Annotated in this window: 15 protein-coding genes, 1 pseudogene and 1 riboswitch; of the genes and pseudogenes, 9 read left to right on the top strand and 7 right to left on the bottom strand. The window is 50.1% G+C overall.

The annotated features are described in order from the left end of the window. Window positions 1-111 precede the first annotated feature (111 nt). Window positions 112-1,404, top strand: a complete 1,293-nt coding sequence (locus BFJ94_RS15555) for a homocysteine synthase (protein ID WP_120463481.1) — start codon at window positions 112-114, stop codon at window positions 1,402-1,404. A gap of 73 nt (window positions 1,405-1,477) precedes the next feature. On the opposite strand, the gene BFJ94_RS15550 is transcribed toward BFJ94_RS15555, so the two are convergent. From BFJ94_RS15550 to BFJ94_RS15540, 3 genes and pseudogenes are all read right to left on the bottom strand, one after another. Then, window positions 1,478-2,566, bottom strand: coding sequence for a DUF4097 family beta strand repeat-containing protein (locus tag BFJ94_RS15550; protein ID WP_120463480.1), 1,089 nt, complete (start codon window positions 2,564-2,566; stop codon window positions 1,478-1,480). After that, the gene (locus BFJ94_RS15545) at window positions 2,563-3,117 is read right to left on the bottom strand and encodes an HAAS signaling domain-containing protein (protein WP_162944298.1); all 555 of its coding nucleotides are present in this window, start codon (window positions 3,115-3,117) and stop codon (window positions 2,563-2,565) included. The genes BFJ94_RS15550 and BFJ94_RS15545 overlap by 4 nt, the downstream gene beginning before the upstream one ends. Before the next feature lie 10 nt (window positions 3,118-3,127). Then, a pseudogene (locus BFJ94_RS15540) lies at window positions 3,128-3,436 on the bottom strand (PadR family transcriptional regulator); the annotation flags it as partial. A 326-nt stretch (window positions 3,437-3,762) separates the two neighbouring features. Here BFJ94_RS15540 and BFJ94_RS15535 point away from each other — a divergent pair. The 3 genes from BFJ94_RS15535 to BFJ94_RS15525 all read left to right on the top strand — a co-directional run bounded on the left by BFJ94_RS15535 (window position 3,763) and on the right by BFJ94_RS15525 (window position 7,418). Continuing rightward, window positions 3,763-5,697, top strand: coding sequence for a heavy metal translocating P-type ATPase (locus tag BFJ94_RS15535; protein ID WP_120463477.1), 1,935 nt, complete (start codon window positions 3,763-3,765; stop codon window positions 5,695-5,697). Between the two features lie 152 nt (window positions 5,698-5,849). Next, a complete protein-coding gene (gene trxB / locus BFJ94_RS15530) occupies window positions 5,850-6,800 on the top strand; it encodes a thioredoxin-disulfide reductase (protein WP_120463476.1) in 951 nt (316 codons plus the stop codon). A gap of 282 nt (window positions 6,801-7,082) precedes the next feature. Next, window positions 7,083-7,418 (top strand): BC1872 family protein, encoded by a 336-nt coding sequence (locus BFJ94_RS15525; RefSeq protein ID WP_120463475.1) that lies wholly within the window; start codon window positions 7,083-7,085, stop codon window positions 7,416-7,418. Window positions 7,419-7,842: 424 nt separating this feature from the next. Here BFJ94_RS15525 and BFJ94_RS15520 read toward each other — a convergent pair whose 3' ends face one another. After that, window positions 7,843-8,040, bottom strand: coding sequence for a hypothetical protein (locus BFJ94_RS15520; protein ID WP_120463474.1), 198 nt, complete (start codon window positions 8,038-8,040; stop codon window positions 7,843-7,845). A 285-nt stretch (window positions 8,041-8,325) separates the two neighbouring features. Here BFJ94_RS15520 and BFJ94_RS15515 point away from each other — a divergent pair, with 285 nt between their 5' ends. After that, window positions 8,326-9,447, top strand: a complete 1,122-nt coding sequence (locus BFJ94_RS15515) for a transglutaminase domain-containing protein (RefSeq protein ID WP_120463473.1) — start codon at window positions 8,326-8,328, stop codon at window positions 9,445-9,447. A 57-nt stretch (window positions 9,448-9,504) separates the two neighbouring features. Here the strand turns inward: BFJ94_RS15515 and BFJ94_RS15510 are convergent, their stop codons facing one another. Next, entirely contained in the window at window positions 9,505-10,986 is a 1,482-nt protein-coding gene (locus BFJ94_RS15510) for an amino acid permease (RefSeq protein WP_120463472.1), read from the bottom strand. 209 nt (window positions 10,987-11,195) lie between these two features. Then, window positions 11,196-11,392: riboswitch (Lysine riboswitch) on the bottom strand. 196 nt (window positions 11,393-11,588) lie between these two features. After that, complete coding sequence (locus tag BFJ94_RS15505; protein WP_120463471.1) at window positions 11,589-12,722, bottom strand: conserved virulence factor C family protein; 1,134 nt, start codon at window positions 12,720-12,722, stop codon at window positions 11,589-11,591. Window positions 12,723-13,011: 289 nt separating this feature from the next. Here BFJ94_RS15505 and BFJ94_RS15500 point away from each other — a divergent pair, with 289 nt between their 5' ends. From BFJ94_RS15500 to BFJ94_RS15485, 4 genes are all read left to right on the top strand, one after another. Continuing rightward, window positions 13,012-14,124 carry a BMP family lipoprotein gene (locus tag BFJ94_RS15500; protein WP_120463470.1) on the top strand — a complete coding sequence of 371 codons (1,113 nt, stop codon included), beginning with the start codon at window positions 13,012-13,014 and terminating at the stop codon, window positions 14,122-14,124. Window positions 14,125-14,387: 263 nt separating this feature from the next. Then, window positions 14,388-15,920 (top strand): ABC transporter ATP-binding protein, encoded by a 1,533-nt coding sequence (locus BFJ94_RS15495; protein WP_120463469.1) that lies wholly within the window; start codon window positions 14,388-14,390, stop codon window positions 15,918-15,920. Continuing rightward, entirely contained in the window at window positions 15,913-16,989 is a 1,077-nt protein-coding gene (locus BFJ94_RS15490; RefSeq protein ID WP_120463468.1) for an ABC transporter permease, read from the top strand. Before BFJ94_RS15495 ends, BFJ94_RS15490 begins: the two co-directional genes overlap by 8 nt. After that, entirely contained in the window at window positions 16,973-17,926 is a 954-nt protein-coding gene (locus BFJ94_RS15485) for an ABC transporter permease (RefSeq protein WP_120463467.1), read from the top strand. The genes BFJ94_RS15490 and BFJ94_RS15485 overlap by 17 nt, the downstream gene beginning before the upstream one ends. Before the next feature lie 427 nt (window positions 17,927-18,353). On the opposite strand, the gene BFJ94_RS15480 is transcribed toward BFJ94_RS15485, so the two are convergent. Further along, the gene (locus BFJ94_RS15480) at window positions 18,354-19,655 is read right to left on the bottom strand and encodes an IS1380 family transposase (RefSeq protein ID WP_120463466.1); all 1,302 of its coding nucleotides are present in this window, start codon (window positions 19,653-19,655) and stop codon (window positions 18,354-18,356) included. Window positions 19,656-19,909: the final 254 nt, after the last annotated feature.

The raw sequence follows: 19,909 nt of genomic DNA, 5'->3' as shown, positions 1-19,909 counted from the left end.
CATAAAAATTATCGGATTTATGGTTTTCAAATGGAACTTTATATGAGAGAATATGAAAAACATTTCATGTGATTGTTTTTAAATTTACTCAGTTATAAAGGAGGAGTTACCATGTCTGATGAGCGTAAATTTGCACCAGAAACCTTGGCGATTCATGCCGGGCAAGAACTTGATCCAACCACTTATTCCCGAGCAGTACCGTTGTACCAGACGACTTCCTACGGTTTTCGTGATACGGAGCATGCCGCCAATCTGTTCGGCCTGAAGGAATTCGGTAATATTTATACCCGTATTATGAACCCGACCAATGATGTATTCGAGAAGCGTGTCGCCGAGCTTGAAGGCGGGGTAGGGGCATTGTCCACTGCATCCGGCCAGGCCGCGATCACCTTCTCCATTCTGAATATCGCCGGTGCTGGAGATGAGATCGTATCGTCTTCGACGTTATATGGCGGGACCTACAATCTGTTCTCAACGACCCTGGCTAAGCTGGGCATCAAGGTCAGGTTCGTCGATGCTTCCAATCCGGAGAGCTTCCGCGCTGCGATTACGGATAAGACCAAGGCGTTATACGCTGAGACGCTGGGCAATCCGAAATGCGACTTGCTGGATATCGAAGCCGTCGCTGCGATCGCTCATGAGCATGGAATTCCGCTGATCGTTGACAATACATTCCCTAGCCCATATTTGCTGCGGCCGATCGAATTCGGGGCGGACATCGTCGTTCATTCGGCGACGAAATTCATCGGCGGGCACGGTACTTCTATCGGAGGAATTATCGTCGATGGCGGTAAATTCGATTGGAAGGCGAGCGGCAAGTTCCCGGGATTGACCGAGCCAGACCCGAGCTATCATGGCATTGTCTATGCTGATGCACTGGGTCCCGCTGCTTATATTACCAAGGCTCGTGTACAATTGCTGCGCGACCTCGGTGCTTCCTTGTCTCCGTTCAACGCCTGGCTGTTGCTGCAGGGGCTGGAGACATTGCATCTGCGCGTAGAGCGCCACAGTCAGAATGCATTACAAGTAGCTAAATTCCTGGAAGCTCATGAGCAAGTGGAATGGGTCAGCTATCCTGGACTGCCTAGCCATGAATCCTATGAGCTGGCGCAGAAATACTTGCCTAAGGGGCAAGGCGCTATTATGACCTTCGGCATCAAGGGCGGCGTGGAAGCAGGCAAGAAGCTGATCGACAGCGTGAAGCTGTTCTCTCACTTGGCGAATGTCGGCGACTCCAAGTCCTTGATTATTCACCCGGCCAGCACCACGCATCAGCAGCTGTCTGCCGAAGAGCAGGCAGCGGCAGGAGTTACCGCTGGACTGATTCGTCTCTCCGTTGGCACCGAGTCTATTGATGACATTATTTACGATCTAGAGCAGGCGATCGCTGCTAGCCAGAACTAGTCTTAAATTATAATAGTAAATAGCAAAGCCGCTATTCGGGGGAACCGGGTAGCGGCTTTGTTTATCTATCTATTCATTCGTGAAGCTTGAAGCTTCCGGTCGTCGTATGAGCTTTGATCGAATATTTGCCAACGCCGCTTGTACCGACGAGCTTGTGCTTGGAAGACTCGCTCAAGGTCATTCCTTCGAGATTAACCGTTCCGTTGCCGAGATTCGATGTGTACAGAAGCGATACCGATTGTCCGGGACGAAGGGCTATATCGATTGAGCCAGTCGTGGAAGTAGCTTGAATCGATCCAGCTAGGTCAATATCTTGCTGGTCAATTTTGATAATTCCTGTGGTAGCTTCAATTTGGAGCTCGCCCGATAAGGAGCGGCCTTGGATCTCTCCAACCATTGTACTGAGCTTGATTTTATCTGCTTGGGCCTGTTCGAGCTTGATTTTTCCGGTCGTCGCCTGGATATCGATTGTTTTTGCGGCTATCTGCTCAGCGTGGATGCTCCCGTTGATGACGTCAGCGGATACTAGACTCCAGGATTGGTCTGGAATTTGCACGGTGAGAGTCAGATTGATGTAGTTGTGAGCTGTCGTCAGGGATTTTTTCTTCATGTCTGCCTTGATATTCAGAGTATCGCCCTGGGGATCTGCTTTCAATGTAAATCGGTCGGCCAGATGACTGCTTACTTCGCCCTTCAGATGAGCTGTAATCTGGTTCGAATCGGTTACTTTGATCTCCACTTTGGCGATCGCGGCCGAGATATTCAAATTGCTGATCCCTTTGGCATCCAGTTGGCTGATTTGATCGATCTCTTTAGTCTCGGCATTTCCCTTTTTGACGCTAAAGTTGCCAAAATCCTCGTTAGACAAGTAACCGGATATGTCTGACATGGTATCGGACACGATATCTGAGGTACTGTCCAGAATCCCGCTCACCATTCCTGTGGTGCTGTCGAGGATGCTGTTTTCCAGACCCTGCAACGCTTGATCAAGCCTTTCCTCTGGATCGAGCGGTCTATCTTGCTCCGGCTTGGGCGCAGGGGTCTGCTTATTCTCCTGAAAAAGCCCGATTGCCGCAAGCGTGTTCGATTTAGGCATGGTAATCATGGTACCGATCAGGCCGATCGTTAGCAGTGCCAGCGCGAAAATCACTATTTTTCTCATATTACAGCACTCCTTTGCATCCCTAATTTCGACCTTAGCAACCTGAGCGTCACGTTATAGAAGCGATTAGACAGCGATTTGACTCCTACTCCGAGTAATATGCCTAGGCTGCAGAGTGTCATGGTGGCGAATAAGTAGAAGAAGAACAGATTGAAACCTTGCTGGAGGATATTAACGATGATCAGCAGCGGGCTTAATATTAAAGCGGCAGTGACAATGATGAGCGAAGCCAGAAGAATGAGCAGGACCAATGCAGGGAGGGCGATGAATATGGCATTAATGAGATTCAGCCCGGCCATTTGTCCCACGGCCCGAACAATATTGGGTAGATTCTTCTCATTCTCGGCTGCAGTGATGCTGTAATCCAGCAGCAATTCGCGGGCGATCAAGGCAGGGGAGCCGAGCTTGTCGATAATTTCCGCTTCGCTCTTTCCGGCTAGCTTGCCGGCCTCGAAATGCTCCCGATAATCGTACAGAATGTCATTCCTCTCCGCTTGGGGGATGCTCTGCAGCAGTTTCTCCATCTGCTCTATAAACTCGGCTTGTTGCATGTCCTTCCGTCCCTTCTGCAATGAATTCATTAACCGCATTCGCAAAAGGCACCCACTGCTCGATCAGCTCCTTGAGCTGGAGTCGGCCGGAGTCGGTGATGGAATAATATTTGCGGGGCGGTCCTTCCGATGAATCGGAGAGATAGCAGGTTAGGTGCTTCTCTTTGGTCAATCTTCTTAAGATGGGGTAGAGCGTTCCTTCGGCCAACTCAATTTTCTCAGAGATTTTCTGAGCCAGCTCATAGCCGTATTGATCTTTATTGGCGATCAGGACTAGCACACAGAGTTCCAGCGCTCCTTTTTTGAATTGAATATTCATTTCTTTTTACCTCGCTGCGTTTGATGTTTTGTGGGGGACTAAAGAGGTCGGCTAATGTTTTTTATCCAGTAGTGTATATTATCTAGTAGTTGATTACAGTATAAATTTCTCTGTCCAATAATGCAAGAATGTATTTACAAATATTTGTGAATGATTTAAAATTAAATTAAAGTTTCGTCAAGGAAAAAGAATTGTATAACTACAAAAATGATTATCGTTCTCAATTGCATGCTGCTCCGGGATTATCCCGGGGCAGCATGTGCCATTTTTAGGGTATTAACAATAGTATTCATTCTCATTTAGAACGATAAAAAGGAGGATTTGAGATGCAAGCTATCCAAAAATCAAAGTCTGCTGTCAGTTCGGTGAATCAGCCAGCTCCGCATCAGAAGCCGCGTATGAACTTCATGCGGTTGCTCAAGCACCGGGAGATGGTCTTTGCTCTTAGCAGCGGGGTGCTTATGTTAGCAGCCTGGGGGATCGGCACCTGGTCGCAAGCTTTATCCATCATCGTATATATCGCTGCCTATGCTGTTGGAGGCTTCATTAAAGCTCGTGAAGGGATAGAGACGCTGATTAAAGAACGTGATCTGGATGTGAATTTGCTGATGATCGCTGCTGCGCTCGGAGCGGCATCCATCGGTTACTGGAATGAGGGCGCGATGCTGATCTTCATATTTGCTCTTAGCGGAGCTTTGGAGTCATTCGCAAGTGAGCGCAGTATGAAGGATATTTCGGCCTTGATCGCATTAAGACCGGAAACGGCGCTCAAGGTGGATGGGAATGGGATCACTAAGGTCACGGTGGAGGAACTGGTCGTTGGGGATTTGCTGCTCGTCAAGCCAGGTGAGGTCATCCCGGCTGACGGTGTAGTGCAGAGCGGAGGCTCGGCCGTTAATCAGGCGACGATTACAGGCGAGTCGATACCGGTGGATAAGGCGATGGGTGATGAAGTATATGCAGGTACTTTAAATGGTCAGGGCGCGTTATATGTAGAAGTGACCAGCCCAGCGGAAGGGACCCTGTTCTCGAAAATTATTACGATGGTAGAGCAAGCGCAGAATGAAACTCCGGCTTCCCAGCGTTTTATCAAAAAGCTTGAAGGTGTCTATGCCAAATCGGTTGTTGCGATTACGGTGCTGCTGATCGTATTTACGCCTTTAGTGCTGGGCTGGTCCTGGTCCCATGCTTTCTACAAAGCGATGGTATTTCTCGTCGTCGCTTCTCCTTGCGCGGTGGTTGCTTCGGTTATGCCGGCCACATTATCAGCCATGTCCAAAAGTGCAAGAAAGGGCGTTCTGTTCAAGGGGGCCGCGCATATGGATTTACTGAGCGAAGCGAAGGTCGTCGCCTTTGACAAAACGGGAACATTGACCTCTGGATCACCGGTAGTTACCGATCTGGTCGTGCTCGATGGCTATGACCGTCTGAGCGTCCTGGCGGCCTGTGCGGCGGCAGAGAGCCTGTCAGAGCATCCGCTAGCCCGGGCGATCGTTCGCAAAGCGATGGATGAAGGAATCGTGCTGCGAGCGGCGGATGAGCTTCAGGATCTGCCAGGTTGGGGAATCGAGGCGCTGGTCGAGGGTCGCAAATGGCGGATCGGCAAGGCGGAGGAGGATGATCCAGGTCTGCCATCGGAGCTGCTTAGCCATCTGCGGGCATTGACAGGGGCGGGCAATACAGTCTCCTTGATTCAATGTGATGGAGAATACGTAGGACTGATTGCGCTACGTGATAATATCCGTCCGCAAGCCAGGGAGACGATCCGCCGACTGCGTGAGCTGGGGATTGCTACAGCGATGTTGACCGGGGATAGGAATGCTACGGCGCAGGCGATCGCCAGCGAGGCAGGAGTTGATTATGTATTTGGGGATTTGCTGCCCCAGGATAAAGTCTCTCATGTCTCCGAGCTTAGAAATAAATATGGTCATGTTGTTATGGTCGGAGACGGAGTGAATGATGCTCCAGCACTGGCGGCGGCTACCGTCGGGATCGCGATGGGGGGAGGAGGTAGCGGTGCGGCGCTGGAAATCGCTGATATCGTGCTGATGAATGACAATCTGGAACGGGTTGCCGATACGTTCTCACTGGCTCGCCGGACCAAACGGATCGTCAGACAGAATCTTATCTTTGCTGGATGTGTGATTTTAACGCTTGTAGTTAGTAACTTTGTTCAGGGCATCGCTCTGCCGCTGGGGGTTATCGGTCATGAAGGCAGCACGATCCTGGTCATTCTTAATGGTCTGCGCTTGCTGCGCTAAGTGATAATAATTCATCATTCCTTCATGTAACCTTCACTGAACCTATCTGTCAGGAACATTGACTTTCCCTCACCTTTAATAAGATAATTAGGGATAATAACAGAATTAGATTGAACTGTGTCGTGTGTATCCTGATGAAGGAGGAATTATTGATGTATAAGACTATTATTATAGGTACCGGTCCTGCGGGGCTGACGGCGGCGATCTATCTGGCCAGAGCCAATATGAAGCCATTGGTCATTGAAGGTCCACAACCTGGTGGCCAATTGACAACTACGACGGATGTAGAGAACTTCCCGGGATTTCCGGAAGGGATTATGGGTCCGGTATTAATGGAAAATATGCGCAAGCAAGCGGAGCGCTTCGGTGCAGAATTCCGCACGGGCTGGGTGAACAGCGTGGATATGAGCAAGCGTCCATTCAAGCTCCAGGTCGATGGACTGGGTGAACTGGAGGCCGAGTCATTGGTACTATCGACAGGCGCTTCGGCCAAATATCTGGGCATTCCAGGCGAGCAGGACAATGTGGGGCGCGGGGTAAGTACCTGCGCAACCTGTGACGGCTTCTTCTTCCGCAACAGAGAAATCATCGTGATCGGCGGCGGAGATTCCGCGCTTGAAGAAGCGGGCTTCCTGACTCGTTTTGCGTCCAAGGTTACCGTCGTTCACCGTCGCGATGAACTTCGCGCTTCGAAGATTATGCAGGATCGCGTTCGTTCCAATGAGAAGGTAGAGTGGGCGCTGAACCGTACACCGCTCGAGGTCATAACGAATGAGATGGGGGTAACCGGTCTGAAGGTTCGCAACAACGCAACTGGAGAAGACGAGATTATCCCGGCCACTGGTGTGTTCGTAGCGATTGGGCATACGCCGAATACCGGCTTCCTTGCGGGTCAGATCGATACGGATGAGAATGGATATATTCTCGTTAAGCCAGGTACCTCGGAGACCAACATCCCCGGCGTGTTCGCTTGTGGCGACGTTCAGGATTCACGTTATCGCCAAGCGATTACTGCTGCTGGCAGCGGCTGTATGGCAGCTATCGATTGTGAGAAATATATCGAAGCTCTTGAGCATGAACAGAAGGAGCTTACCGCGAAGTAACATCCACCAAGTTCAGCATTGGACTGGGCGGATCGCTATGAGCAGACACAGGAGGACGGATCGGGTGATCCGTCCTTCTTTTACTTTTAGTTGCAGAAATACACTTATTCCCGGAAAATGATCGTGCCATCGAGAAGTTGGATACTATTTGAGGAGGGTGAAATGTGACCCAGGTATCACGGCGATTGCGAAGTACATCTTTGGACAGCTTAAATTCATCCCATGCAGTGTATGCGTGGCTGAATCTGAAGCTGATCTGATACCGAAAAAGGAGGAAAAAGCATGACAAGTAATGAGATATTAGACTTAAGACTGGAAGATTTAAATTACACTGTTGCATTAGAGGTGTTCGAGTATCAACCTGATACGCATAGACCTGGGAGCTTCCTGCGAGGCGATACATCGTTCTGCCCGAGAGATTACAGTAGAGATGTACATGCGGCATTTGACGTTGTAAAGGAAATGAGAAAAAAGGGTTGGGGTTTCGCTTTAACCAATACAGGGGAACAGTGGAAGGCAACGTTTCATGTGGACGAAAAGAATAATATCAGCGTTGTAGATGTTACAGCTGAAATTGCTATATGTAAGGCGGCCTTACTAGCTAGGAGTGAATCCTGATAGATTAAGAGTTTCCTCCTACCTGGTTGAAGCAGACGCTTGTGCCTCTATGGAGGAAATCTACGCGAACAGCCTGCATACTCGAGCATAATCACAGGCTGTTTAAAAACCACAGGGAGCTTCCCGAGCTCTAACGAAACACCATATCGTTATTTCAGTGAAATCAGCGTCCACTCTATCTTAACGAAACACCATATCGCTATTTCGCTAAAAATCCATCATATAGCCCCATATCTGCCCTAATAGCGATACCCTGTTTCATTAGACTTTGAAATCGCGTCTTTTGATGCAAATAGCGATATCTGGTTTCGTTAGAAGGGCAACCAACCTCGGTTTCGCGTTCTCGAAGTTATTTTACGCAAATTTTGCTATTTTTTGAGTGAGATCTCCTTAATCCCCCTCACCAACGAGATTCAATCACCAATTAGTTAATCAGCAACATAACGGTCTGAAACACGAGATATACCAAAACTCCGCCGCCGATCAAGCCGAAGCCGATCTTCTTCTTGCCCTGAAATAGACGTAAAATTCCCAGACTGACAAGTGGAGCAATTAGGAGCAGAAAGAGCATGACGGTAACGAACATTTCGACCGATATATCCGAAAGGTCCACAATAGTCATAATTAGAATGTCTCCCCAATCTACTGCGCTTATGGTTTGCAGTGACATATATCACATTTAATAACTTTTTTATTATATCAAAACTTCAGCAATATTAGGTAGAAAATTCCGCAAATTTCATGTCATATTATTGAAATTATTGCCATGATCACGGCGAGGGCCATTCGTTAATGCTCGACAAAACTAGAAAACCTTTGCAGTACAGGCTATGTTACAATGTGCTTATATAAGGGTTGGCCAACACTTGAGTCATTTATTTTTTTGGCAAAAGGGGGCATAGGAGGCATGAGACGAAGCAATGTTAGACGCTGGATAGCAACAGGGCTATTGGGTGCCGCACTTCTCGGCGTGATTCCGCCGTATTGGGGAGTGCTGCATGTGCATGCTGCCACAGATACGGTCTATATTACATCGTCAGAGGATCTACAGTTGAAGCTTGCCGAAGGATTGGGAGCAAGAGAAGCCTCTATCACCTTAAAATATAAAGGACCGACCAAAGAGCTGGAGCAATTGCTCAAGCAGGCCGTGAACGGTGCCCTGGACAGTGATCCATACACTAAATATATTGTGGATCGTTACACCTATTCCTGGAAGGGAACCTCAGGCTATGCCAAAATTACTCTGCAGGTCAGTTATCGGGAAACAGCGGGGCAATCTGCCTACGTGAAACGACGGGTACGGGAGATACTGCGGGAGATCATTCAACCTGGAATGAACGTTCATCAGAAGGTCAAGGCGATCCACGACTATGTCGTATTGAATCTTAAATATGATCGCGATCTGCAGAAATATACAGCTTACGAGGGACTGCGAACCGGTAAAGCGGTCTGCCAAGGTTATTCCTTGCTGACCTATCAGCTGTTAAAGACAGCCGGGTTCAATAATATGATCGTGGAAGGCACCGCCGGAGATCAGCTCCATGCGTGGAATCTCGTAAATATAGATAGTAAGTGGTATCACCTCGATACGACCTGGGACGACCCCTCTCCGGATAATCCGGGACGAGTCAGGTATAACTATTACCTGCTCACCGATGAGCAGATGAGACAGGATCATCAATGGCTGAAGCAGTATCCTGAGGCTTCTACATTGTATAGAGACAGCTTGCGGGCTATGGCTGTGCAGAAGGGAGTCGAGGGTAAGAGCTATCAGGCGCTGGAGGAACAGCTTGGCTATGACCTGTATTATCCTGATGCTGTGATCACCGATTCGGCGGCCATGCAAAAAAAAGTGAAGCAAAGCCTTCAAGCCGGGGAGAGCACCGTAACGGTGCGCTATGACGGCTCGGAGAGGCAATTGCTTCAGGATCTTGTCAGTTTATATGAGTTGCAATTAAATAATATTAGTTATCTCTCTTCCCCGTTAGAGGGGACCGATGATCTTCAAGTCGAAATTCACTGGGAGTAGCTTAATAGTTGGGCAGCTTGCTGAGTTTGGTTTGGAGCTCAGGCATAGGCTGCTCTTTTATTTTTGTTTTTTGCCATGGGTTGGAGAGGACAGGTCGCATTCCTTGAGCGGGATCACCTTGATGTGGTGAGTCCATTTATAACCAAGCCAGACAACTAAAAATAACGGTATTGTAAAATAAGCAGCGATCATGCCATGCCAGTCAACGCCGCTGTCTGATACGAGAGACATGCTCTGTCCGAGTATGACGATGATACAGAGAATGAGCGCGAAGATAGGGCCGAAGGGGAACCATCTTGCTCGATAAGGCAGCTCGTTCAAGTCATGGCCTTGAGCGATAAAGGCGCGGCGGAACCGGTAATGGCTGATTGCGATGCCAAGCCAGGTGATGAAGCCGCACATCCCGGAGGCATTAAGCAGCCAAGTATAGACGACACCATCTCCGAACAGCGATGCCAGGAAGGCGATCATGCCTACCGCCGTAGTCAGCAGCAGAGCATTCATCGGAATGCCATGGCGATTCAGCCGGGCCAGGAACAAGGGAGCCTTCCCGCGTTTGGCCAGGGAGTACAGGACTCGCGAGGAGGCATACATTCCCGAGTTGCCGGCGGATAGCACCGAGGTCAGGATGACCGCATTCATAACCGAGGCGGCGAAGGCCAGACCAGCCCGTTCAAATACGAGCGTGAATGGACTGACTCCAATATTGTCGATGCCGCTCTTGAGAAGGCTCGGATTGGTGTACGGGATCAAGAGCCCGATTACAAGAATGGCCAGCACATAGAAGATCAGAATACGCCAGAACACCTGGCGAATCGCCCGGGGCACATGCTCCCGCGGGTTATGGCTCTCTCCGGCAGCGACCCCGACCATCTCGGTGCCCTGGAAGGAGAACCCCGCCGCCATAAATACGCCAAGGAAGGTGAAGAATCCGCCATGGAACGGTGCGTCCCCGACCGTGAAGTTCTTGAAGCCGACCGCTTCACCTCCCAGAATACCGAAGATCATCATAACTCCGACAATCAGGAAAACGATTACGACCGCGATTTTAATAATTGCGAACCAGTATTCCGATTCCCCATAACCTTTGACAGACAAGACGTTCAGTCCGAAAATCAGGGCGAGGAATAGCACGCTCCAGAGGAAGGAGGAGCTATCCGGGAACCAGTATTTCATGATTAGTGTAGCAGCTGAGAGCTCGGCAGCGATCGTAATCGCCCAATTGTACCAGAAATTCCAACCCAAGGCGAAGCCCAGGGACGGATCGACGAAGCGGGAAGCATAGGTTTCAAAGGACCCGGAGTCCGGTATATAAGTGGCGAGCTCGCCCAAGCTGGTCATCAGAAAATAAACCATAATGCCGACTGCCGCATAAGCGAGCAGGGCCCCTCCAGGGCCTGCGGATGCAATCGCACCGCCGCTGGCCAGGAACAAACCTGTTCCGATGGAGCCACCGAGGGCGATCATCGTCATATGTCTAGCCTTCAGTCCCGGTTTTAGAGACGATGAATCTTGTGTCTTACGATGTTGATTACTCATTTGAACAGCACTCCTTAAGATGAATGTTCCATAATGTCGTGATTTACATTCGGGTTTTTGAGAAAATTCTGTGGAAGGTTCAGGGATGAACACTTCTTCAATTACCCGATCTCAGAGGTCGCAGCTGTTGAAAATAGAAAAAGACCACGGAAGAATATCCGCGGTCCTGTTATAGTCATGTTATACATATAATCTCCGCACCATTCCTTCATGAAGATAGCTCAACACAATTCCCACATGGTCTGGTCATTGTGACAGTTCTGTCCCTTTCGATGACAGCCCCAGCGACTCAATCGGATAGAAGCTGATTGAACGCTTCGGCAACGGTGCCTTTCTTCCGGATTCACAGGCGGCTTCATACGCCTCCTCCGGTATACTCTTCACAGTTGCGACCTCTACCTCACCTGAAATGATGAGGTTAAATTATTTGATTGTAATGATTCTTATGATATTAGCTAAGTATATAGTATGCCATCCCCCAGGGCAACCACTAAAAATTAACTATAGCGGAGTTCCCAATTACGCAACCGGCTAAAATGAACTTGGCTGCTAACAGAAATAAAGGCGCTCATTTCCGTTAGGGCTGCACTGCAGCCGATCTCTCAACGCTCGCGCTTCGCCATCTGCTGCCAGACGGTTCCGGCGGCCTGCTCCCCGGATTCGATCCGCTCCACGGCCATTCTGGCCTGCAGGCTGACCTCGAATTCGGGATCATCGGCGGCCTCCCGCAGTGCCGTGAGGGCATCGTCTGTGCCCGCTTCGTACAAGAAGCGGGCGGCCCGCCAGCGCACCAGCTTGCTCTTATCCCGCAGCGCTGCGATCATCGGCCCTGTCGCCGCAGGATCGCCGATGTCGGAGAGCGTATCGCCTGCGGTACGGCGCACAGCTGCAGAGTTATCGCGCAGCGCCTCATAGAGCAGCTCCATCGCTTCTGGCGTGCGGATATCGCCGAGGTAGACGACCGCCAGGCGGCGAATCTGCATCTGCTTATCGCGCAGCGCCTCCGCCATGAGCGGCAAGGCCTCCGGGCCGGGCTGCTGCAGGGCTTCCAGCCCGGCGTAACGCACATGCCAGTCGCTATCCTGCATCTGCTCTGTGACCTCGGCCAGGCTGAGCACGCGGCGATGCTCGACGAATTCCGCCTCGCTGCGCCCATGCGCAATCGCCTGGCTGACAATTTCGCGCAGCCGCTCCGCTGGAAAGGCGGCCTCGAGCTCTTGCTCTACCTCGCGGGCGATCTCGGCGAGCTCTCCGTAGCGCACGCCATAGTCAACCAGCTTGCGCTCCTTGATCAGCGTGGCGCTGGCCACCTCAGTTACGGCCGCAACGAAGCGCTCGGCCAGCCCGATCCGCTCCTCCGCGATGCCGGATTTAACGCGGATCTGCATCGGTATGCCGCGGAAGAACTGCACGAATACCTGCGCTTCACCGAACCCATGGGGCTCGCCATCTTCCGGATTCCAGGCGGATTCGACATGATCCTGTCCGAATTGCTCTTGGACAGCGGCCAGAATCGCGGCCCAATCCGCGCCGCCCTTGCGATCCAATGCTACGAAGTCGGCGGTGTGGAACACACTCTTCACGCCAGGAATGTGCAGCATCTGCCTGATCCAGCGCGGAGCAGAGCGTTCGTTATCCAGCGTGTATGTTCTACGAATTCCCGGCTCCAGACTCTCGTCCAGATGGAGCTTCATCGAGTTAGGGCTGGGGGTCGGTTCGATAAATACAATTTTCATGATTCGTCATACATCTCCTCTCAGAGGTAGTTCAAAATCGGATTATTTGAATTCGAAGCTATTTATGTTTATTCTACCTTAAGAAGGCGTTAATCCCAAGCCTGTTCATGAAAGCTTCAGGTAGGTTAACAGCTTAATGAATTACCGCGGCACAGATGCAATTTGCTATAATAACGCGAATTTATGTTGAAAAGTGTAAATTTTATTAATATATTGGAGGTAGCACGATCTATGATTCGAGCATCTTGAGTTATGGTTCGGGCATACATTTATAGGAGGGTTGTCCTTAATGAAAAAAGGGGTCATAGCTTTAATCAGTATGATGATGTCTGTCGTCTTGCTGGCGGGATGCGGAGCAAAACCGGCAGCAGAGTCTGGTGGCAGCAACGGCGGAGATGCGCCGAAAGCGAACTTTAAGGTAGGTATGGTTACGGACGCTGGTACGATCGATGACAAGTCGTTCAACCAAGGTACTTATGAGGGGATTGTGAAGGCCAATGCGGACTTCAAGATGGAGTATAAATACTTGAAACCGGCCGGAACAACCGAAGCAGACTATTCGAAGGAAATCGGTAACCTGTATGATGCAGGCTTTAAATTTATCGTCACACCTGGCTTTAAGTTTGAAACCGCTATCTTCAGAGCGCAAGATAAATTTACCGATGCGAAGTTCGTTCTGATCGACGGAATCCCTCATTCCGGAGAAGAGAACGCAGAGCCGGTTGTCAAAGAGAACACCGTCTCCATCTACTTCGCAGAGCATGAAGCTGGATTCCTGGCTGGTATTGCAGCGGCTCTCCATGTGAAGGACGGCCAGGCTGGTTTTATCGGTGGTATGAAGATCCCGCCAGTAGAAAAGTTCAACTGGGGCTTCCAGCAGGGCGTGAATTATGCCAATGAGAATTTGGGAACGAAGCTTGTCATCAACAAAGAAAACGTAGTATACCAAGGTTCCTTTGATGACGTAGCGGCAGGTAGCCAGCTGGCTGCACAGATGTATGACCGCGGTGTAAATGTGATCTTCGCAGCGGCAGGTGGCGTTGGCGTTGGCGCGATCAACGAAGCTAAGACTCGTGCACAGAACGGTTCTGAAGTATGGGTTGTCGGAGTTGACGTAGACCAATACGAGGATGGCGTGTATGAAGGAGATAAATCGGTTATCCTGACTTCCGCTGTCAAGAAAGTGGATCAAGCAGCTTACGATATGATCAAAGCGGAAATCGAAGGCAAGTTCCCAGGCGGACAGAGCATCACCATTGATGCTAAGAACGATGGCGTTGGCCTGCCTGAGAAAAATCCGAACCTGAGCGAAGACATCATTAAGCAAGTGAATGAAGTATTCGACAAGATCAAGTCCGGTGATATTAAGGTTGCTGGAGAAAAAGGAGATTTGATCGACTAGTTCGAATCACGGTCCTATGAATCCACAGATTGATGTGAGTGGCGGTATCGCATTTTAAAAAAAAGACGGAGTTGCCTCCGTCTTTTTTTAAGATCACAAGTGGAAGAAGGCGACACAAGTCTTGCTTTTTCGATATCGCGGGCGAATGTAACCAATGATTTGCCGCAGACTTGCTTTTGAAGGATAAGTCAGGGCATTTTTTCCGGTGAACTTCCGAAACACACAGATTACTTACTATGTTAAGAAGGAGAGATCCCAAAACCATGGACTATGTTGTCGAGATGGTGGGCATCCGTAAGGAATTTCCGGGCATCGTGGCCAACGATGACATTACGATCAGGCTTAAAAAGGGAGAGATCCATGCCCTGCTAGGCGAGAACGGGGCGGGCAAATCGACATTGATGAGCATCCTGTTCGGTATGTATCAACCTGACCGCGGAATGATTAAAGTGAACGGCCGAGAAGTGCGGATTTCGAATCCGAACGTAGCGAACAGGCTCGGCATCGGGATGGTGCATCAGCACTTTAAGCTGGTTGAGCCATTTACCGTGACCGAGAACATTATTCTGGGCAGTGAGACGCGCAAATATTTCTTTGGACTGGATATTAGAACCGCTGCCAAACGGGTAGAGCAATTATCACAGAGATACGGTCTTAATGTAGATCCTTATGCCAAAATAGAAAATATTTCAGTAGGCATGCAGCAGAGAGTCGAGATTCTCAAGATGCTGTATCGTGATGCAGAAGTATTAATCTTCGACGAGCCGACCGCGGTATTAACTCCACAGGAGATCAATGACCTGCAGGAGATTATGAGGAAGCTGGTAAGCGAAGGCAAATCCATTATTCTTATCACCCATAAGCTGAAGGAGATTAAAGCGGTAGCGGATCGCTGTACGGTTATCCGGCGCGGTAAGACGATCGGGACAGTGGATGTAGCCGAGACGAGCCGTGAAGAGATGGCTGAGATGATGGTGGGCCGCAGCGTTTCCTTTACAGTGGACAAGACTGAGGGACATCCGGGCGATGTCGTGCTGGAGATTGAGTCGCTTAACGTGAAGAACAGCAAGAAGGTTAACGCGCTCAAGTCCTTTAGCCTGAATGTCAATGCGGGAGAGATCTTGGGTATAGCCGGAGTAGACGGCAATGGGCAGACCGAGCTGGTGGAAGCCATCACAGGTCTTCGCCCTATTGAGAGCGGGACAGTCGTCTTGAAAGGAAAAAAACTGAATGGCTTGTCCATTCGTCAGCGTAATAACAGTGGGATCGCTCATATTCCCGAGGACCGGCAGAAGCGGGGACTCGTGCTTGATTATACACTTGAAGAGAATCTTATTCTCGAGGTCTACAATCAGCCGCCTTATTCCAAGCGGGGGCTGCTTAGATCGGAAGCGATCAGCCAGCATGCGGATCATATTATTCAGAGCTTCGATGTGCGTTCAGGCACCGGAGGTAGCTCAATCGTTCGCTCGATGTCCGGAGGTAATCAGCAGAAGGCGATCATCGGTCGTGAAGTGGAGCGAGATCCCGATCTCCTGATTGCGGTTCAGCCAACTCGTGGACTGGATGTGGGTTCGATCGAGTACATCCATAAACGTCTGGTGGAGCAGCGGGATAAGGGCAAGGCCGTTCTGCTCATATCGCTGGAACTGGATGAAGTGCTGAATCTGTCGGACCGCATCGCGGTCATCAATAACGGCGAATTGGTAGGCATCGTCAAATCCTCTGAGACGAACGAAAGAGAGCTTGGCCTGATGATGGCCGGTTACCGGAAGGAGGAGGCAGCGCATGAATAACAGCATCAAATCGTTGCTTGCCGTTCTGTTCGGACTGATCGCAGGGGCCATTCTTATGCTGGTGACCGGCCATAATCCGATTGAAGGATATATGTATCTGATCCAGGGCGGACTCAAGAACCCGGAGAGAATCGGCAACACTCTGGCGACAGCAACTCCACTTGTATTGACAGGGCTGTCGGTGGCATTTGCCTTCCGCACAGGGCTGTTTAATATCGGTGCAGCGGGTCAGATGCTCTTTGGCGGCTTTTGTGCGACAGCTATAGGTCTCTCGCTGGATCTGCCACGCGGGATTCTCCTGCCTTTGATGATACTCATCGGATTCGTCGGCGGAGCTCTGTGGGCGGTGATCCCGGGCTTTTTGAAGGCGAAATATAATGTGCACGAGGTTGTCTCCACGATCATGATGAACTGGGTCGCTTATTGGACCGTATACTACGTAGTCCCGGCCTATTTCAAAGGGGCGAGCCTGGAGACGGAATCACGTCAGCTTCCGCCGGATGCTATGCTGCATCAGCAATGGCTGAGCGACCTGTTCCAGGGATCGTACGTCAATCTAGGGTTCTTTATCGCGATTATCGCGGTATTAATTGTCGCTTTCATAATTAATAAGACGACGCTCGGCTACGAGCTAAAGGCGGTTGGCTTCAACCGTCACGCAGCAGAATACGCAGGTATTGCCGTGCAGCGCAGCATCGTCCTGTCGATGTTCATTTCCGGCGGTATCGCTGGTTTAGCTGGCGTTGCTCAATATACGGGGAATGCTTCCAGCATTCAGATCGGTATTTTGCCGACACAAGGCTTTGACGGTATTGCTGTTTCTCTATTGGGAGCCAATACGCCGCTCGGTGTATTCGCATCCGCTCTTTTCTTCGGCTTGTTATATTCCGGTAGGGGCTTCATGAATGCGATGACCGAGATTCCGCCGGAAATCGCCGATTCTATTATCGCTATCATTATCTACTTTGCAGCGACTAGCATTCTGATCGAACGTCTCATTCATAAGCTGAAGGTGCGTCGTATCGCAAATAAAAAGCAGGGGGAACAAGACCATGTGGACAACGCTTGAACAGATTTTTCCGTATGCTATCGTGTTCACTATCCCGCTTTTGATAACCGCCTTGGGCGCGCTATTCAGTGAACGGAGCGGGGTCACGAATATCGGTCTCGATGGATTGATGATTGTCGGTTCTTTTATCGGTGCCTTTGTGGTATCCAAGCTACAGGAACACTATGCCGGCTCCTGGTGGGTTCTATGGGTAGGGCTGCTGGCGGCTGCGGTAGCGGGTGCGCTGTTCTCCTTGCTGCATGCATTTGCAAGCATCAACCTGAGTGCCAACCAGATTATTAGTGGTACGGCGATCAATATGATTGCTGGTGCACTGACGATCTTCCTGGCGCGGAATATGACCGGCAGCGGTAACATTCGGGTGAAGCAGGGCTTTGCCCCCTTTGATTTCCCGATCTTATCCAAGATTCCAATCATTGGAGATCTATTCTTTACGAAAGTCTATGCATCGACCTTGCTGGTCTTAGCCATTCTTCTATTCAGTGCATGGCTGCTGTATAAGACACCATTTGGCTTGCGCCTGCGCTCCTGCGGTGAGCATCCGCATGCCGCTGAAGCGGCGGGTGTCCATGTAAGATCCATGCGTTATTTCGGTGTCATCACCTCCGGGGCATTCTCCGGACTGGGGGGAGCAACGATTCTGCTGACCTACTCCGGTGAATTTACGGGGAATGTGGCGGGACTCGGCTTCCTGGCTCTGGCTTCGCTGATCTTCGGTCAATGGAAGCCGCTTGGTATCCTGCTGGCCACGTTCTTCTTCGGCTTTGCCAGTACGATAGCTAACGTATCGCAGGTCATTCCGTCCCTGGCCGTATTCCCGCCGGTGATTCTGAAGATTTTCCCTTATGTAGTAACATTGATCGCTCTGGTCATCTTCTCGAAATCCTCTAATGCGCCGAAGGCCGTAGGGGAACCATTCGATTCCGGGAAGCGCTAGACGGTCACCATTCACACGCCTATACACAATAGTAGAATACCCCCTTACATTAGTTCAGGCTCAGAAGGCAAGAACCCGTAAGGGGGTATTTGCGCTATAAAAAAAGATCAGAAAGGGGGCTGTAGTGGTAATCTAACATTTCACCTGGTGCTTGTATCTTCACATTTATAGTTCGACTTTATGGAGTAAACAAAAGTTAATAGTTTCGTCGGCGGGTCTGGAACCTTTTTACACAAGTCATACCTATGATTACCCTGAATTTCGAAAGCCCATAATGGTGGCCAGTTTGTAGCAGGATTAGTAGGCAACAACTGTAATAAACAGGGAAATACCCAGTGGATTACGCGACGATTCTGAAAAGAGGGTAGTCTTTCCCCCTCCCCATAAGACAGGGCTAAACGGTTTCCATGTTAATTTGTGGTAAACGTCATTCTAAGGCAGCGACTTTGGCGGCGATACGTTGCCAGGCGCAGCGGTTCGCGAAATCTTTAGCCAGTTTCAGAACGACTTGTCGGCTATGCTGAATCATCGTAGCTGCACAGTGGAAAAACTCTAGACGGAACCGGGCAATCGTATACCCTTGATGGACCGGTTCGCAACAGTCTCGCTTGAATCTCTCGTAGAGATTGTAGGCGAGCAGCTTGATGAGCAGGTCGATTTCATTAGCGGTAAAGTCACCGGTAGCGATTCGATCGATGGAAAAGCCGCGTTTGGCTTCTTTGATATAGTTCTCCATGCAGCAACGCTGGTTGTAAAAGCGCCAAAGGTCGATCGGCTCCCACTCGAGATTGGTGACGATCGCTTCGTAATGCCAGTCCGTATCGAGGAGAAGCCGAGCTTGATCGCCGTCAAACACCTGCGCTTTACGAATCACCACAACGCGGCGCGGTTTCTTCCATGAGGTGGCTTGGTAGATCAGGGTGATCCCCTCGATGACCCAATCCTCATCGACAAACCGCTTCCAGTAGCGGCATCGCCCTACTTCGGCCTGAAGTCGCTGCGTCCATTTCAATTTCCCGACATACCCGATTCGCTTGGCTTCCCATAGGCTGTAGAAGTCTTCGCCGCCAAATCCCTTGTCAAACCGGGCGTACTTTACCGGACGGTCACCAAGCAACTCAAAGATCTGACGGAGGAAGGCGGCTGCATCGGTGGAAGCGTGCGTATTCCCAGCACGCAGTACTGCATTCAGGCACAGGCGCGACTGGCCCTCAAACGCCATCAGCGGATGGTAACTTTTACGTCCGGGTTTGTGGGGATTCGTGCCGACTGCCGCCCCCTCTTGGTGACCGTATACCGTTTCTACCGTGGAGTCTAGGTCCACGATGAGTTCAGAAGGCAGACAGGGTGCAATAATCTGCTGATTCAGCTTTCGCAAATCCAGCGTTAAGGTTGGGCGGGTCTTGCTGAGTCGATCCAGTTCCTTATACAGCAGGGTGTGATGCGGACAGCGCCCGCCGAGAAACCGCCGGATGAGCGCGTCATGTTGCAGCCTGCGGAAATGAAAGAGGCGTTCGCATCCGAGTATCCAGCCGACAATGAGATAGAGCAGGATGCGGAAAACAGGGAACAGGGAATTGCCTTGCTTGGTACAATTTAAATTCTGCAAAGCCTTACCGAGCTTGATTTTTTCGAGATATTCCAGAAAGATTTTGCTTCCTCCAACATTTGAGGCGTTTTGCAAGGTAAATTCGGTCTTGATTTTGCTGACGGGTGTGGTAGACTTCATCTAAAAGGTGCTCCTTTCTTTGTAGGTGATGTTCTGGACAAACACCATTCTACCAAAGAATTGGAGCCCTTTTCTTGTTTTTCAGACGATGTTACTTTCGAAATTCAGGATTACTTCTGTCATAACAATTGCGGATTATGCTGTGAGTGAGGCTATGAAAATTTGATAGAGGAGTGAATGAACAGAATGCGCGCACGATATAGAAGATTCTGTAAACCGATCAGCTTATTATTAGCTATCATAATGCTCTTAAG

This window comes from Paenibacillus aceti (assembly GCF_003614185.1).
Classification (GTDB): Bacteria; Bacillota; Bacilli; order Paenibacillales; family Paenibacillaceae; genus Fontibacillus; species Fontibacillus aceti.
The sequence above is the reverse complement of the archived record's forward strand: the minus strand, read 5'-3'. Positions and strand labels throughout refer to the sequence as shown.

Excerpts from the sequence above, each read along its gene's own strand:
- BFJ94_RS15555 (WP_120463481.1), top strand. The coding sequence starts at position 112 with ATGTCTGATGAGCGTAAATTTGCACCAGAAACCTTGGCGATTCATGCC.
- BFJ94_RS15550 (WP_120463480.1), bottom strand. The coding sequence starts at position 2,566 with ATGAGAAAAATAGTGATTTTCGCGCTGGCACTGCTAACGATCGGCCTG.
- BFJ94_RS15545 (WP_162944298.1), bottom strand. The coding sequence starts at position 3,117 with ATGCAACAAGCCGAGTTTATAGAGCAGATGGAGAAACTGCTGCAGAGC.
- BFJ94_RS15535 (WP_120463477.1), top strand. The coding sequence starts at position 3,763 with ATGCAAGCTATCCAAAAATCAAAGTCTGCTGTCAGTTCGGTGAATCAG.
- trxB (WP_120463476.1), top strand. The coding sequence starts at position 5,850 with ATGTATAAGACTATTATTATAGGTACCGGTCCTGCGGGGCTGACGGCG.
- BFJ94_RS15525 (WP_120463475.1), top strand. The coding sequence starts at position 7,083 with ATGACAAGTAATGAGATATTAGACTTAAGACTGGAAGATTTAAATTAC.
- BFJ94_RS15520 (WP_120463474.1), bottom strand. The coding sequence starts at position 8,040 with ATGACTATTGTGGACCTTTCGGATATATCGGTCGAAATGTTCGTTACC.
- BFJ94_RS15515 (WP_120463473.1), top strand. The coding sequence starts at position 8,326 with ATGAGACGAAGCAATGTTAGACGCTGGATAGCAACAGGGCTATTGGGT.
- BFJ94_RS15510 (WP_120463472.1), bottom strand. The coding sequence starts at position 10,986 with ATGAGTAATCAACATCGTAAGACACAAGATTCATCGTCTCTAAAACCG.
- BFJ94_RS15505 (WP_120463471.1), bottom strand. The coding sequence starts at position 12,722 with ATGAAAATTGTATTTATCGAACCGACCCCCAGCCCTAACTCGATGAAG.
- BFJ94_RS15500 (WP_120463470.1), top strand. The coding sequence starts at position 13,012 with ATGAAAAAAGGGGTCATAGCTTTAATCAGTATGATGATGTCTGTCGTC.
- BFJ94_RS15495 (WP_120463469.1), top strand. The coding sequence starts at position 14,388 with ATGGACTATGTTGTCGAGATGGTGGGCATCCGTAAGGAATTTCCGGGC.
- BFJ94_RS15490 (WP_120463468.1), top strand. The coding sequence starts at position 15,913 with ATGAATAACAGCATCAAATCGTTGCTTGCCGTTCTGTTCGGACTGATC.
- BFJ94_RS15485 (WP_120463467.1), top strand. The coding sequence starts at position 16,973 with ATGTGGACAACGCTTGAACAGATTTTTCCGTATGCTATCGTGTTCACT.
- BFJ94_RS15480 (WP_120463466.1), bottom strand. The coding sequence starts at position 19,655 with ATGAAGTCTACCACACCCGTCAGCAAAATCAAGACCGAATTTACCTTG.